General features: G+C 62.5%; 14 protein-coding genes. 3 read left to right on the top strand and 11 right to left on the bottom strand.

Annotated features, from left to right (window positions below):
- A partial coding sequence (locus KGB20_RS24135; protein ID WP_223533057.1) for a TPM domain-containing protein occupies nt 1-683 on the bottom strand: 683 nt, incomplete at its 3' end.
- 37 nt (nt 684-720) lie between these two features.
- Nucleotides 721-1,326: a LemA family protein gene (locus KGB20_RS24130; RefSeq protein WP_154861785.1), complete on the bottom strand. Its 606-nt coding sequence runs from the start codon at nt 1,324-1,326 to the stop codon at nt 721-723.
- Nucleotides 1,327-1,589: 263 nt separating this feature from the next.
- Here KGB20_RS24130 and bglX point away from each other — a divergent pair, with 263 nt between their 5' ends.
- Nucleotides 1,590-3,881 carry a beta-glucosidase BglX gene (bglX, locus tag KGB20_RS24125; protein WP_057716068.1) on the top strand — a complete coding sequence of 764 codons (2,292 nt, stop codon included), beginning with the start codon at nt 1,590-1,592 and terminating at the stop codon, nt 3,879-3,881.
- A gap of 143 nt (nt 3,882-4,024) precedes the next feature.
- On the opposite strand, the gene KGB20_RS24120 is transcribed toward bglX, so the two are convergent.
- The 9 genes from KGB20_RS24120 to KGB20_RS24080 form a co-directional block, all read right to left on the bottom strand.
- Entirely contained in the window at nt 4,025-5,182 is a 1,158-nt protein-coding gene (locus tag KGB20_RS24120; RefSeq protein ID WP_150812972.1) for a phospholipase D-like domain-containing protein, read from the bottom strand.
- Between the two features lies 1 nt (nt 5,183).
- Nucleotides 5,184-5,774: a YceI family protein gene (locus tag KGB20_RS24115; RefSeq protein WP_090453580.1), complete on the bottom strand. Its 591-nt coding sequence runs from the start codon at nt 5,772-5,774 to the stop codon at nt 5,184-5,186.
- Between the two features lie 102 nt (nt 5,775-5,876).
- A complete protein-coding gene (locus tag KGB20_RS24110) occupies nt 5,877-6,647 on the bottom strand; it encodes an IclR family transcriptional regulator (RefSeq protein ID WP_150812970.1) in 771 nt (256 codons plus the stop codon).
- An 82-nt stretch (nt 6,648-6,729) separates the two neighbouring features.
- The gene (locus KGB20_RS24105; RefSeq protein ID WP_223473828.1) at nt 6,730-8,178 is read right to left on the bottom strand and encodes an amidase; all 1,449 of its coding nucleotides are present in this window, start codon (nt 8,176-8,178) and stop codon (nt 6,730-6,732) included.
- A complete protein-coding gene (locus KGB20_RS24100) occupies nt 8,175-9,485 on the bottom strand; it encodes a citrate-proton symporter (protein WP_154946608.1) in 1,311 nt (436 codons plus the stop codon). The genes KGB20_RS24105 and KGB20_RS24100 overlap by 4 nt, the downstream gene beginning before the upstream one ends.
- Nucleotides 9,486-9,566: 81 nt before the next feature.
- A complete protein-coding gene (locus KGB20_RS24095; RefSeq protein WP_154946609.1) occupies nt 9,567-10,742 on the bottom strand; it encodes a M20 aminoacylase family protein in 1,176 nt (391 codons plus the stop codon).
- A 153-nt stretch (nt 10,743-10,895) separates the two neighbouring features.
- Nucleotides 10,896-11,219, bottom strand: a complete 324-nt coding sequence (locus KGB20_RS24090) for a hypothetical protein (RefSeq protein WP_057716071.1) — start codon at nt 11,217-11,219, stop codon at nt 10,896-10,898.
- Nucleotides 11,216-12,310 carry a serine hydrolase domain-containing protein gene (locus KGB20_RS24085; protein ID WP_223533055.1) on the bottom strand — a complete coding sequence of 365 codons (1,095 nt, stop codon included), beginning with the start codon at nt 12,308-12,310 and terminating at the stop codon, nt 11,216-11,218. Before KGB20_RS24085 ends, KGB20_RS24090 begins: the two co-directional genes overlap by 4 nt.
- A 155-nt stretch (nt 12,311-12,465) precedes the next feature.
- Complete coding sequence (locus KGB20_RS24080) at nt 12,466-13,353, bottom strand: acyl-CoA dehydrogenase family protein (RefSeq protein ID WP_223533054.1); 888 nt, start codon at nt 13,351-13,353, stop codon at nt 12,466-12,468.
- Between the two features lie 155 nt (nt 13,354-13,508).
- Between KGB20_RS24080 and olsB the strand changes: the two genes are divergently transcribed.
- Together olsB and KGB20_RS24070 are read left to right on the top strand one after the other, a co-directional pair.
- A complete protein-coding gene (gene olsB / locus KGB20_RS24075; RefSeq protein WP_007996073.1) occupies nt 13,509-14,264 on the top strand; it encodes an L-ornithine N(alpha)-acyltransferase in 756 nt (251 codons plus the stop codon).
- A complete protein-coding gene (locus KGB20_RS24070) occupies nt 14,264-15,055 on the top strand; it encodes a lysophospholipid acyltransferase family protein (protein ID WP_154909678.1) in 792 nt (263 codons plus the stop codon). Before olsB ends, KGB20_RS24070 begins: the two co-directional genes overlap by 1 nt.
- Nucleotides 15,056-15,141 lie beyond the last annotated feature (86 nt).

Here is a 15,141-nt window from a genome sequence, read left to right as displayed (position 1 = left end):
CCGCCAAACCCGCCACCGCCAAAGCCGCCCCCGGATCCACCGGAGCCGCCCCGGCCAGCGGGAAGAATACCGAGCATCTGGCACACAAAAACAGTCAGGATGAATAACATCACAAAAAACACGAACAATCCGGGATGCCGCGCGATGAAATCGTCCCCCGGATCGCCTCTGGATTCATACGCCGTGGAGGGTTCGTCCAGGGGGTTGCCGCCCAGCACCACCAGCATCGCCGCCACGCCGTCACTGATGCCTTTACTGAAATTGCCGGTCTTGAATGGCGGGGTGATGACCTGGTTGATGATCACCGAACTCTGGGCATCGGTCAGGCGATCCTCCAGGCCGTATCCGACTTCGATACGCAGCCGGCGCTCGTCCCGGGCGATGATCAGCAAGGCGCCGTTGTTCTTGTCCTTCTGCCCGATGCCCCAGTGGCGGCCGAGTTGGTAACCGAAGTCGGCGATGTCGGTACCTTGCAAGTCCGGCAACGTCACTACCACAAGCTGCTCGCCGGTGGCTTGCTCATGGGCCTGAAGCTGTTGGCTGAGCTGCTGGCGCACCGATGGCTCGATCATCTGCGCAGTGTCGACCACCCGCCCCGTCAGCGCCGGAAAGCTCAGCTCGGCGCGGGCAACGATCGCCACCACCCACAACAACAGCAACAGGCCTATTTTCAGGACGCGCATTGGCAACCTCTTGCGTGGTGACGCCGATTAGCGCAGTTCAGAATTTGACCTCGGGGGTCTTTTCCGAACCCGGTGTGGCTTCGAAGGTCTCGCGCACCGGCAGGTCGCTGTACATCACGGTGTGCCACAGGCGACCGGGGAACGTGCGGATCTCGGTGTTGTATTTCTGCACCGCGAGGATGAAATCGCGCCGGGCCACGCTGATGCGGTTCTCGGTGCCTTCAAGCTGCGATTGCAGGGCGAGGAAGTTCTGGTTGGCCTTGAGGTCCGGATAACGTTCGGAGACCACCATCAAGCGACTCAAGGCGCCGCTGAGCTGGTCCTGGGCCTGTTGGTACTGCTTGAGCTTTTCCGGGTTGTCGAGGGTCGAGGCATCCACCTGGATCGACGTGGCCTTGGCCCGGGCTTCGATGACGGCGGTCAGGGTTTCCTTCTCGTGGGCCGCATAGCCCTTGACGGTTTCCACCAGGTTGGGAATGAGGTCGGCGCGCCGCTGATACTGGTTCTGCACCTGGCCCCAGGCGGCCTTGGCCTGTTCATCGAGCGTCGGGATGTTGTTGATGCCGCAGGCGGTCAGCAACGTAGCCAGCATCAGCAACGTGACGACCTGCAAACGCGAGCGAAAGGTTGGACTTACATTCATCAGGATGATGCTCCCTTGTGCATTTCATGAAAAAACCGACCGCGAAACCTTCTGGGCCGGCTCTTGGGGCATAATCGCCCGCGCCTCTGGATTGCAACGGGCCGATGGGCTAAAAAGAGGCCCTGCGCGAAAACGCATCCGCCATCTGGCTGTGTTTTTTTGGCTCTGGTCTTTTGAGCCGGTACCCGAACAACAATAGACGCTCCCTAAATTTTGGCTGGCCGGCGTGTACATCGCCGTTTGGGCCCTTGAGAAAACTATTCATGAAGAAGCTGTGTTTGCTGGGCCTGTTCGTCAGCCTGGCCAGTCATAACGTATTGGCCGCCACGACGCCCGCACCCCTTGAGAACAAGGAAGCCTTCGTCAGCAACCTGATGAAGCAAATGACCCTCGATGAAAAAATCGGCCAGCTGCGCCTGATCAGCATCGGCCCGGAAATGCCGCGCGAAATGATCCGCAAGGAAATCGCGGCAGGCAACATCGGCGGTACGTTCAACTCGATCACCCGCCCGGAAAACCGGCCGATGCAGGACGCGGCCATGCGCAGCCGCCTGAAGATCCCGATGTTCTTCGCCTACGACGTGATCCACGGTCACCGCACCATTTTCCCGATCCCGCTGGCCCTGGCCTCGAGCTGGGACATGGACGCCATCGGCCTGTCCGGGCGCATTGCCGCCAAGGAAGCCGCGGCCGACAGCCTCGACATCACCTTCGCACCGATGGTCGACATCTCCCGCGACCCACGCTGGGGCCGTACTTCCGAAGGCTTCGGTGAAGACACTTACCTGGTGTCGCGCATTGCCGGCGTGATGGTCAAGGCGTTCCAGGGTACTGGCGCGAATGCAGCCGACAGCATCATGGCCAGCGTCAAGCACTTTGCCTTGTACGGCGCGGTCGAGGGTGGCCGCGACTACAACGTGGTCGATATGAGCCCGGTCAAGATGTACCAGGACTACCTGCCACCGTACCGCGCCGCCATCGATGCCGGCGCCGGCGGGGTCATGGTCGCGCTGAACTCGATCAACGGCGTGCCGGCCACCGCCAACACCTGGCTGATGAACGACCTGCTGCGCAAGGAGTGGGGCTTCAAGGGCCTGGCCGTCAGCGACCACGGGGCGATTTTCGAGCTGATCAAGCACGGTGTTGCCGCCGACGGTCGCGAAGCGGCGAAGCTGGCAATCAAGGCTGGCATCCACATGAGCATGAACGACACCCTGTACGGCAAAGAGCTGCCAGGGCTGCTGAAGTCCGGCGAGATCCAGCAGAGCGACATCGACAACGCCGTGCGTGCGGTACTGGGCGCCAAGTACGACATGGGCCTATTCAAGGACCCGTACCTGCGCATCGGCAAGGCCGAGGATGATCCGGTCGACACCTACGCCGACAGCCGCCTGCACCGCGCCGAGGCCCGTGATGTGGCACGCCGCAGCCAGGTGCTGCTGAAAAACCGGAATGACACCCTGCCACTGAAGAAGACCGCGAAAATCGCCCTGGTCGGTCCGCTGGCCAAGGCGCCCATCGACATGATGGGCAGCTGGGCAGCCGCCGGTCGCCCTGCTCAATCGGTGACCCTGTTCGATGGCATGACCAACGCCCTGGGAGACAAATCGACACTGATCTACGCCCGTGGCGCCAACATCACCAGCGACCCGAAAATCCTCGGTTACCTGAACTTCCTCAACTTCGATGCCCCGGAAGTGGTGGACGACCCGCGCCCGGCGAACGTGCTGATCGACGAAGCGGTGAAAGCGGCCAAGGATGCTGATGTGGTGGTTGCCGCCGTCGGTGAATCCCGTGGCATGTCCCACGAATCGTCGAGCCGCACCGACCTGAACATCCCGGAAAACCAGCGCGAGCTGATCCGGGCCCTGAAAGCCACCGGCAAACCGCTGGTACTGGTGTTGATGAATGGCCGTCCACTGACGATCCTCGAAGAGAAGGAACAGGCCGACGCGATCCTGGAAACCTGGTTCAGCGGCACCGAGGGCGGCAACGCCATCGCCGACGTGCTGTTCGGCGACTACAACCCGTCGGGCAAACTGCCGATCAGCATCCCGCGTTCGGTAGGCCAGATTCCGACCTACTACAACCACCTGACCATTGGCCGGCCGTTCACTCCGGGCAAACCGGGCAACTACACCTCGCAGTACTTCGATGACACCACCGGTCCCCTGTACCCGTTCGGCTATGGCCTGAGCTACACCGAGTTCAGCCTGAGCGACATGGCGCTGTCGTCGACCACGCTGAACAAGACCGGCAAGCTCGACGCCAGTGTCACGGTGAAAAACACCGGCAAGCGCGACGGCGAAACCGTGGTGCAGCTGTACATCCAGGACGAGACCGGCTCGATGATCCGCCCGATCAAGGAACTGAAGAACTTCCAGAAAGTGATGATCAAGGCCGGCGAACAGAAAGTCGTGCACTTCACCATCACTGAGGACGACCTGAAGTTCTACAACACCCAGCTCAAGTACGCGGCGGAACCGGGCAAGTTCAACGTGCAGATCGGCCTGGATTCAGAGGACGTGACGCAGCAGAGTTTTGAGTTGCTGTAATCCCTGAAGCAACACAAAACCACTGTGGGAGCGGGCTTGCTCGCGAAGACGGAGTGTCAGACAACGATGATGTCGACTGACAGACCGCTTTCGCGAGCAAGCCCGCTCCCACATTGGATCTCAGTGTTTTCAGAAATCGGGCACTAGCCCCGCCGATTCAGCAGGTTCACCACCACCCGATCCACCCATCCCCACACCCGTTGCTTGACCCGCCGCCACAGTGGCCGGCGCTTCCATTCCTCCAGGCTGACTTGCTCACTCAACCCAAAGTCCCGTTCGAAACTCGCCGCCACCGACCGGGTCAGTCCGGGGTCCAGGGCTTCCAGGTTGGCTTCCAGGTTGAAGCGCAGATTCCAGTGATCGAAGTTGCACGAACCGATGCTCACCCAGTCGTCGACCAGGACCATTTTCAGGTGCAGGAAACACGGCTGGTACTCGTAGATTTTCACCCCGGCCCTGAGCAGTCGCGGGTAGTAGCGATGGCCGGCATAGCGCACGGATGGGTGATCGGTACGGGGCCCGGTCAGCAGCAACCGCACATCGACGCCCCGGGCAGCCGCCCGGCGCAGGGAGCGGCGGACTTTCCAGGTCGGCAAAAAGTACGGCGTGGCCAGCCAGATCCGTCGCTGACCACTGTTCAGGGCACGCACCAGCGATTGCAGAATGTCCCGGTGTTGACGGGCGTCGGCATAGGCCACCCGGCCCATGCCCTCGCCTATGGACGGCACCCGTGGCAGGCGCGGCAGACCGAAATGCGAAGCCGGTCGCCAGGCACGTCGATGGCGGTTGGCAATCCACTGACGATCGAATAGCAACTGCCAATCGAGTACCAGCGGGCCGGTGATTTCCACCATCACTTCGTGCCATTCGCTGGCGTCTTCCCCCGGAGTCCAGAACTCATCGGTGACACCGGTGCCGCCGACCACGGCCAGGCTCTGGTCCACCAATAACAGCTTGCGGTGATCGCGGTAGAAGTTACCGACCCAACGTCGCCAGCTCAGGCGATTGTAAAAACGCAGCTCCACGCCAGCGGACATCAGCCGCTGACGCAAGGCCAGGGTGAAAGCGAGGCTGCCGTAATCATCGAACAGGCAGCGCACCCGTACACCGCGCTCGGCGGCCTGCACCAATGCCTGGACCATGGCTTCGGCGCAGGCACCCGCCTCCACCAGATACAGTTCCAGCTCAACCTGCTCTTCAGCCCGGGCAATCGCCACCAGCATGCGCGGAAAAAACTGCGGACCGTCGACCAGCAGTTCGAAGTGGTTGCCTTCACGCCACGGAAAAATCGCTCCGGCCATGTCAGCGCGCCGTGAAAATCAGTACCGCACCCACCGGTACGGAAAGACTGATAGCTGATAAACCAGCCAGTTTGCGCAACGTTTCCAGGCCGGGAGCCAAATCGAAATCCTCGGCGTTGATCACCAGCGGTTCGAGGGTCACCACCTGGAAGCGCCGGTCATCGAGTCGGGTCGCCAACAGTTCGGCCTGGTATTCGTGTTGTTTGCCGTGCAGGTCGACCATCAGCGGCAGGCGCAACTCCAACTGCGCGCCGGGAGCGAGGTCGTTGATCGGGCGCAGATCGATTTTCGTGGTGATCATGGCGTCGGGAAACCGGTCGATCTGGAACAGTTCCTTGCGCATGCGCTCATCGCGCAACGGGATGCCGCTGTTGATCGACTCCAGCTCGACTTCCACCTGCGCCAGCCCCTCGGGGTCGACCTTGCCGTGCAGCACCAGGAAGCGCTGCACTTCGGAAACATTGGCATTCTTGGTGCTGACAAACGACAGGCGCGAAGACTCGCCATCGAGGTACCAGTCGGCGCGGGCCGACAACGCGGCACCGGCCAGCAGCAGGAAAGTGAGGGTTTGGAAGGTGGAGCGCTTGAACATAGAGACTCGTAAGGCAGAGAAACCTGTGCTGAACCTTAACCGGCCTGACACAGGTTGCAAGAAATGTGTTGCCTTGAGTCTCTAAACCATCACAAGTTCCACTCAGGCCATCGCCTGCTGCACATTGCCAATGGTCGTGGCCAGGCTGTTGAGGTGCAGGTTGAGTATCCGTTCCACCGGCGCCTGATCCATCGGCCAGTGCAGTGCCATGCTGCCGACCAGGCGGCCATCGGTGCGGATCGGCAAGGCCACCGCGCGAATCAGGAACGGCAGGCGCACCGGATATTCCCAATAACCCTCGGTGCGCTGCCCGAAGCCTTGGTGCAATGCCTGCTCGGTGGTGTTGAACAGGGATTCGTCCGTCATTCGCTCGCGACTGGCCAGACGCTCCACTTCATGGCTGTCCAGTTCGCCCAGGCAGGCCCGCCCCATGGCCGAATGGAACAGGCTGGCGTGCTGGCCGACGATCTGGCAGTTGTTCGGATATCGCTTGCGCAGCACCGTGGGTATCGCGCTTTCCATGACCTCGATCCGCTCACCATCGAAGCACGACAGGTCCGCCACCAGCCCGGTGCGCTCGCTCAACTCCAGCAACTGCGGAGCGGCGTTCTCCACCAGGCGCCGCTTGAAGCGCTGCTGGCTGTCACCAAACAGGCGCTTGGCACACAACCGGTAGCGCCGATCACTCAGGCCGCGATAGATCCATCCCTGCTCCTGCAACGTCAGCAACATGCGCGACACCGTGGCCTTGGGCAGGCTCGTCAGGTAGTGCAACTCCTCCAGCCCCAACGCCTGATGCTCACCCAGCAACTCAACAATCGCCAGGGCGCGCTCGACGGAACGCACGCTGCCGGTTTCTGCCTTGTTCTCCATGGATTCGATCTCCCTAAGCCCGGATCGGATGACCGCTGCTCTTTTTAAAAAGCACAGCAAGATGCGGGCCTGTCCGTCAGGCTCAGGCATTTTGCAGACAGCCCGGCGGCCTGCGCTTGACCCATTGAGTCAACTGCTCATGGGCATACGCCAGTTGCAACACCGCGCGGTCGGCCTGGGCCGGGCCAATGATTTGCAGGCCCATCGGCGACCCGGCGGGGTTGAAACCCACCGGCACATTCATGCTCGGCAACCCGGCCAGGGTCGGCCCGATGACAACCTCCATCCAGCGGTGGTAAGTGTCCATGCTCTGCCCGCCAACGACGCGTGGCCATGGTGTTTGTGCATCAAAAGGAAACACTTGGGCGGTGGGCAGCAACAGAAAATCGTAACGTTCGAACAATTCGTTCAGCGCTCGATACCACTCGCTGCGACTGACCGAGGCCTGATAGACATCCGCCGCTGTCAGACGCAGCCCGCCCTCGACCTCCCATCGGGCTTCGGGTTTGAGCAGTTCGCGTTTTTGCGGATCGGCATACAACCCGCCGAGGCTGCCTTGCACCAGCCAGTGGCGATGCACCAGCCAGGTTTGCCACAGGCGCTCCATGGAGAAGTCCGGCTGACAGGACTCGACTTTGCAACCCAGTGTGGCGAAGTCCTGCAGCGCCGATTCACACAGGCTCATGACACCGGGGTCCATCGGCAGGTAGCCATTGTAGTCCCCCAGCCAGCCCAGCCGGACATCCCTGAAATCCTGCTGCAACGACAGGTGAAACATCCCCGGATCTTCAGTCAGCGACAACGGCACGCGCGGATCGTACCCAGCCTGGGTGCCAAGCAAACGGGCAACATCGGTGACCGTGCGGCCCATCGGTCCTTCGGTGGCCAGTTGCTGGACGAACATCTCAGGTCCTGGCCCGAACGGCACGCGCCCCTGGGACGGACGAAATCCGTAGACGTTGTTGAACGCCGCCGGATTGCGCAGCGAGCCCATCATGTCGCTGCCGTCGGCCACCGGCAGCATGCGCAACGCCAGCGCCACCGCCGCCCCGCCGCTGCTGCCGCCGGCAACCAAGGTCGGATCGTAGGCGTTGGTGGTGGTGCCGAACACGCTGTTGTAGGTTTGCGAGCCGAGGCCGAATTCCGGGACGTTGCTCTTGCCGATAATGATCGCCCCACAGTCACGCACCCGCGCCACGCTGATGGCGTCGTGTTGCGGAACCTGCTCGGCGAACAGCGGCGAGCCCATGGTGGTGCGCAAACCGGCGGTGGCCGCCAGGTCTTTGACCGCTTGCGGCATGCCGTGCATCCAGCCTCGGGACTGCCCCCGGTCGAGCTGCCGATCACACTCGTCGGCCTCTGCCAGCAATGCCTCGGCCGGGCGTAGGGACACCAGCGCATTGACCTGTGGATTGAAGCGTTCGATCTGCGCCAGATACGCCTGCATCACCTCACAACAGGACACCTGCCGCCCATGAATGGCCCGGGACAGTGCATCGGCGTCCATTTCAACAATCGGATTGCTGCTCAAGGTTTCACCCCAAGATTGAGTTCAACGGATCTTTTTGCCCGTGGTGCTTCCTGCATGCAGTAGGTACCGAGCAACGTCAGCAAGCAGGCGAACAACACGTAGAACGATGGCGCCACCGGCGTCGCCAGGACCTTGCTCAGCCAGGTGACGATCAGCGGCGCGAATCCGCCGAAGACCATGACCGCAACGTTGTAAGCCACCGACACCCCGGTGGAGCGCACTTCGATCGGGAACTGCTCGGCCAGCGCGGTCGGAGCCGGGCCGAAAAACCCACCGATCGCACTGCACAGTAACAGTTGCATCACCAGCAAACGCTCCACCGATGGCGCCGCCGCCACCCACACATACAGCGGATACACCATCAGGAAAAACGCCAGGGTGAAGGCCATCAACACCGGGCGGCGGCCGAGGCGGTCCGACAACGCGCCAGACAACGGAATCACCACGGTCATCAGCGCCACCGCCAGCATTTGCACCAGCAGCACCTGATCCAGCGGCAGGCCGAGATTCTTGTGGGCGAAGGTCGGCATGTTCACCAACACCACGTAAAACGACACGGTCGCACCACAGGCCAGGCCCATGGACACCAGAATGCTGCGCCGGTGTTCGCGGAGCACTTGCATCAAGCTTGGGCTCGCGCCTTTGGCCTGCTTGCGCGCCTCGAGAAACTCCTCCGGCTCTTCCATGTGTTTGCGAATCCACAGCCCGACCGGGCCGATCAGCAAGCCCAGCACAAAGGGAATCCGCCAGCCCCAGCTGTCGAGTGCCTCGGGGGTCAGCAGGTGGGTGAACAATGCGACCATCGCCGCCCCGGAGAACACCGCCAGGCATTGCCCGACCAATTGCCACGAGCCATACAACCCCTTGCGGTGTGCCGGGGCGCTCTCCACCAGGAACGCCGTGGCGCTGGCGTACTCGCCGCCCGTGGCGAAGCCTTGCAGCATCCGCGCAACCACGATCAACAGCGGCGCACCCATGCCGATGGCGGCGTAGTTCGGCGCAAACGCAATCAGTGCGATGGATACGGTCATCAGGCGAATGATCATCTGCATCGCCGCCTTGCGCCCTTTGCGGTCTGAATACATGCCCAACAAAATGCCGCCCACCGGACGCATGAAAAAGCCGACGCCGAAAGTCGCCAGGGCCATCAGCAATGAGGCGTGTTCGTCCTCGGACGGGAAAAACTGCCGGGCGATGATGCTGGCCAGAAAGCCATAAACGATGAAGTCATACCATTCCAGGGCATTGCCGATAACGGCGGCGACTACCTGCCGGGTGCGCGAAACGCCTGTGCTCGAAGTGTGCATGGGGAACTCTCCAAAAACCTGGTGGGTAACGGCGGGCACGACAGCGCGCGCCCGGTCCAGCGGCAGTAGAAAGTGAGGACATCAGGCCGGCTTGAGCCAGCTCTCGGTCAGCGCGCCCCAGTACGCGGCGCCGGTCAGCAGGATGTCGTCGTTGAAGTCATACGCGGGGTTGTGGACCATCGGCCGCGATACGCCATTGCCGATGAACAGGTAGGCGCCGGGGCAGCGTTGCAGCATCCAGGCGAAGTCTTCACTGCCCATGAGCTTGGGGGTATTGGCATCGACTGCATCGGCACCGACCAGCTCGACGCCGACTTGCCGAGCGAATTCGGTTTCAGCCGCGTGGTTGACCAGCACCGGGTAGGCCGGACGATGTTCGATGCGCGAGCTGCAACCGAAGCTTTGCGCCTGGGACTCGATGATCGCGCGTACGCGGTCGAGGGTCTGCTCGCGCACCTGGGCATTCAGCGCGCGAAGGCTCAGGCGCAGGATCGCCTGTTGTGGAATGACGTTGGCCGCCTCCCCGGCCTGCAACGCGCCAACCGTAACCACCGCCGCCTGCTGCGCATCGATGTTGCGCGCGACCACGGTTTGCAGGGCCATGACCACACTGGCCGCCGCCACCAGCGGATCGACCGCCAGATGCGGCATCGAGCCGTGGCCGCCGACACCTTCGATGGTCACGTTAAGCAAATCCTGGGAGGCCATCATCGGCCCCTCACGAAAACCCAAATGGCCGGCGGGTAGCCCCGGCATGTTGTGCATGCCGAACAGCGCATCGCACGGGAAACGTTCGAGCAAGCCATCGGCGAGCATCGCTTCGGCACCGCCCTGCCCCTCTTCGGCAGGCTGGAAAATCAACGTCAGGGTGCCGTCGAACTGACGGGTCGCCGCCAGGTATCTCGCCGCGCCCAGCAACATCGTGGTGTGACCGTCATGCCCACAGGCGTGCATGCAGCCCTGATGCCGGCTGCTGTAGGTCGCGCCGGTATTCTCCATGATCGGCAGCGCATCCATGTCCGCCCGTATCCCGAGTTTGCGCAGGCTGCTGCCATTGCGCAGGACTCCAACCACACCGGTCTTGCCGATGCCGGTGTGCACTTCATAACCCCACTCTTCGAGTGATTTGGCCACCAGCGCCGAGGTGCGGTTTTCCTCGAAGCCGAGTTCCGGGTGGGCGTGGATGTCCTGGCGGGTGGCGTGCAGGTCGCTGGCCACGTCGTTGAGCCAGGCAAGGATGTGCTGATATCGGGTCATGACGATTGTCCTCGGGCCGGGTGTAGTCCCGTTCTTGTTGTTCGCGGTGATTTCGCGACACATCAAAGGCAGGTCGCGCTCACCGCCAGATAACCGCGAGTCACGCGCCAGGACAATCGAATGTGGTTCCACAGAGTGGAACCTGAAGGGATATCAAGGCTGCAAACGACAACCCTGGCGCTCGCCGATCCACACCGCGCTGTTGCTGCGGCCCATGCCACTGACCGAGACACGCTTGCCGGCCGGGTCATCGGTAAAGCCGCTGGCGGGCAGCCACTGTTTCACATAACCGTGGCAGTACTCGGCATCGTTGTTCATCACGTAGCGGCACGAACAGTATTCCTTGGCGGTGTAGGCGCTGATGATGTCGGGGAACGCCCACAGCGCCACCCGCTCGTGCCAGATCCAGCCGAGCAAGGCGATCAGCAGGATCAACAACAGGGAACTGAGCGGTCGACGGCGAATGAAACCGCTCATGGCTGCACCTTCCCGGAAAAGGCCTTGAGCGCGAGCTGGAGCAATTGGTTGTGCCGGTAAGTGCCGTCGCGGTCATCGCCGTAGCGGACGATCACCAGCTGTTCACTGGGGATCACGTACATCGCCTGGCCCCAATGCCCCAGCGCGGCGAAGGTGTCGACGGGGGCATCGGGCCAGGGGCGTGCCGCGCCCTCAACGGCTCGATTGAGCCACCACTGGCCGCCGGGGACGGCCTCGTCTTGATCGGCGTGATAGTGAGCGAACGGCTCGCGGTTGAACGCCACCCAGTCCCTGGGCAGCAGTTGCCTGTCTGCCCAGCGCCCCTCGCGGGCCATCAACAGACCGACCCGGGCCAGGTCCCGTGCAGTGAGATAGGCATAGGACGAAGCAACGAAAGTGCCTGTGGCATCGGTTTCCCACACGGCTTGGCGGATGCCCAGCGGCTCGAACAGCGCAGTCCACGGATAGTCCGGATAGCGGCCGGGGCCGACGATGGTTTTCAGCGCGGCGGACAACAGGTTGCTGTCACCGCTGGAGTAGCGAAACGCCTGGCCCGGCGCCGCGTACTCGGCATGGGCCGCGGTGAACGCAGCCATGTCGTGGTGACCGCCGGTGTAGAGCATGGCCATTACCGAAGACTTCAGCGGTGCATATTCGTAGTCTTCCTGCCAATCCAGGCCCGAGGCCCAGTGCAGCAGGTCGGCCATGGTCAGGTCGGGGTATTTTTGCAGGGGCGGATAAAACTTCGCCACAGGGTCGCCGAGTTTGAACAAGCCTTCGCCGTAAGCCACACCGAGGACCGCGGCCATCAGGCTCTTGCTGATCGACCAGGTCAGGTGCGGCGTCTCGGCCGTCGTCGGGCCGGCGTAGCGTTCGTAGATCAACTGGCCGTCGCGGATCACCAGCAAGGCATCGGTGCGAATGCCCTGGCGAGTGGTGTCATCGCGGGATGGGAAGGCATAGGCCTCCAGGGCTTGAAGCGCCGGGCCAGCGGGCGTCGGCGCGGTCGGCCATTGCTCGGCGGGCCAGCTTTCAGCCTGGGTCGTGAGGCTGAGCAACAGCAGGAAAATCAGGGACAGGCCTTTGGGCATGACGGGGGCTCGAAGATTGAACCTGCTGAGCCTAGTCGAGGTTGATGACAGTTCAGGAATTCATGCTGCCAATCAGGCCGCCATCGCGAGCAAGTTCGCTCCCACAGGGGAATGCATTTCAAATGTGGGAGCGGGCTTGCTCGCGAAGAGGCCAGTCAGGGCAGCGAAGATTGCGCCAGAGCCTTCGCCAATCGCTTGCCCCGCGCCCCTGCAGCCAAATCCATCACCGCCTGATCCCGCTGCCACATCGCCGCCCACTCTTGAGGCCCTCCGGCCAGCGCCTCATTCACTTCAGCCTTGAGCCCTTCGAACTGCGCAAACAACCCGCCAAGCAACACATGCCCGGCCGGATGGGTAGGTGGCTGGCGGCTGGTTTCCGCGCACCCCGCCAGCAACCCCTGCAACCGCAATTGCAAGCCTTGCGGCCAATCGCATTCCTGGCCAACGCCATACAACCACGCTGTCATGGCGCTCAGCACATAGATGTCTTCCAAAGTTCGGAACGGTTTGACGTAAGCGTCCCAACCATCCCCTGCGAGCAACTCGCACAGCGCGTTATCCAGAAACAACCGGCCATGGCTGATGTCCGGCATCAACGGGAGCGGCGCCAGCTTTTCCACCCGCACACCCGGCTCATCGCGATAGATCACCGCCAGGCTCAAGCGTGGATCGGCGCCAGGCTCCTCGCTGCGCGCCGCCACCAGCAGCCAGTCGGCGGCATTGCCGGCGGTGACGAAATCCTTGCGTCCGCTCAGGCGCAAATCGCTCAGTCGGGTTTGCATATCGGCCGGGCGCAGGCTGCGCTGTTCGGTGGCGCACAACGCGCCCAGGCTCAGTGGCGCGCTCGGCCAGAGCATGCGCAAGGCCGCCTGATACCCCACCAGAAACGCTAGCCCCGGTGTCGCCATCAACCGCCCGCCAAGCACCGCCAATTCAAACGGAGTGACCGTTCCCAACTGCTGCAACAAGGTCGCGAAACCTTCCGCCAGATCCGGGTTGGCAGGCAATCGGTCACGGCGGTTCAACAGGGTTTGCCAGGGCATAAGAGGCTCCTCGAAGGCTGTCATATAAGCATCACCAAAGCTTAATGGCGATGACACCGGGGCTACATAGCCTGACTTTGCACAACACGGCTAGACAAAGAAAGTCGATTCGCTGTAGCCCAAAGACGGGTGAGCAGCCCGCACGGAGATTCGCCATGACTCAGATCGCCCGCATCAGCGACACCGGCAACGAACGCCGCCTGCAAGCCGAACGCCTGGTGGGCGCCGAGGCTTTGCAGGAAGCCCAGGCCTTGCGCTTCAATGTGTTCAGCGGCGAATTCAACGCCAAACTCAAGGGCGCTGAACTGGGTCTGGACATGGATGACTACGACGTTCACTGCGCCCACATCGGCGTGCGTGACTTGAACACCGGGCGCCTGGTGGCAACCACCCGTTTACTCGACCACACGGCTGCCAGCAGCCTGGGCAAATTCTACAGCGAAGAAGAGTTCAGCCTCCACGGTCTGGTGCACCTGCAAGGCCCGATCCTGGAAATCGGTCGCACCTGTGTCGACCCGGCCTACCGCAATGGCGGCACCATCGCCGTGCTCTGGGGCGAGCTGGCCGAAGTCCTGAACCAGGGCGGCTACAGCTACCTGATGGGTTGTGCGAGCATTCCGATGCAGGATGGCGGCGTGCAGGCCCACGCGATCATGCAACGTCTGCGCGAACGCTACCTGTGCACCGAACATCTGCGCGCCGAGCCGAAAAACCCGCTGCCGAGCCTCGACATCCCGTCGAACGTGATCGCCGAAATGCCACCGCTGCTCAAGGCCTACATGCGCCTGGGCGCGAAGATCTGCGGCGAGCCATGCTGGGACGAAGACTTCCAGGTCGCCGACGTGTTCATCCTGCTCAAGCGCGACGAACTCTGCCCGCGTTACGCCAAACACTTCAAGGCGGCTGTGTAATGGGCCGGTTGCGGGTGTACGCGCGAATCGCGCGAGTGCTGATGGTGGTTACGCTGGGCTTGGGCATGGCCAGTGTGTTCGGGCTGTTCGAGCGCTTGGGCATGGCCCATTCGATGGCGCGCCGGCAACGCTGGTCGCGGTTTTTCATGGCCCGCCTGAGCAATGCCCTGCCCTTCGACGTGACCGTCCACGGCGAGTTGCCGAAGGCACCGATGCTCTGGGTCAGCAACCACGTGTCCTGGACCGACATCCCGCTGCTGGGCATGCTCACACCGCTGTCGTTCCTGTCCAAGGCCGAAGTGCGCACCTGGCCGGTAGCCGGCTGGCTGGCGGCCAAAGCCGGCAGCCTGTTTATCCGCCGTGGCTCGGGTGACAGCCAGTTGATCCGCAAGCAGATGACCCGTCACCTGGAACAGGCACACCCGCTGCTGATGTTCCCCGAAGGCACCACCACCGATGGCCGTTCGCTACGTACCTTTCACGGCCGCCTGCTGTCCGCCGCCATCGATTCCGAAGTGGCGATGCAGCCGGTGGCGATTCGTTATGTGCGTGACGGCGAGCCTTGCGCGCTGGCGCCGTTCATTGGCGACGATGACTTGCTGTCGCATCTGATGCGGTTGTTCGCCAATGACCGTGGCGGCGTGGAGATTCATCTGCTCAAGCCAATCGCTTGCGAAGGCCGGGAACGCGCGGCACTGGCGTTCGAGGCGCAGCAGGCGGTGCAGAAGGTGTTGTTCGGGGCGATTCCGGAAAAACAGCAAGTGCCGATGCGCCCAGCTATCGCAGCTTGAAAAACATCCCCTGTGGGAGCGGGCTTGCTCGCGAAGGCGGAATGTCATTCAGCTCAGATGTCAGCTGATACACCGCCTTCGCGAGC

The organism is Pseudomonas sp. BF-R-30, from assembly GCF_019956175.1.
In the GTDB taxonomy this organism is placed as follows: domain Bacteria; phylum Pseudomonadota; class Gammaproteobacteria; order Pseudomonadales; family Pseudomonadaceae; genus Aquipseudomonas; species Aquipseudomonas jessenii.
The sequence above is the reverse complement of the archived record's forward strand: the minus strand, read 5'-3'. Positions and strand labels throughout refer to the sequence as shown.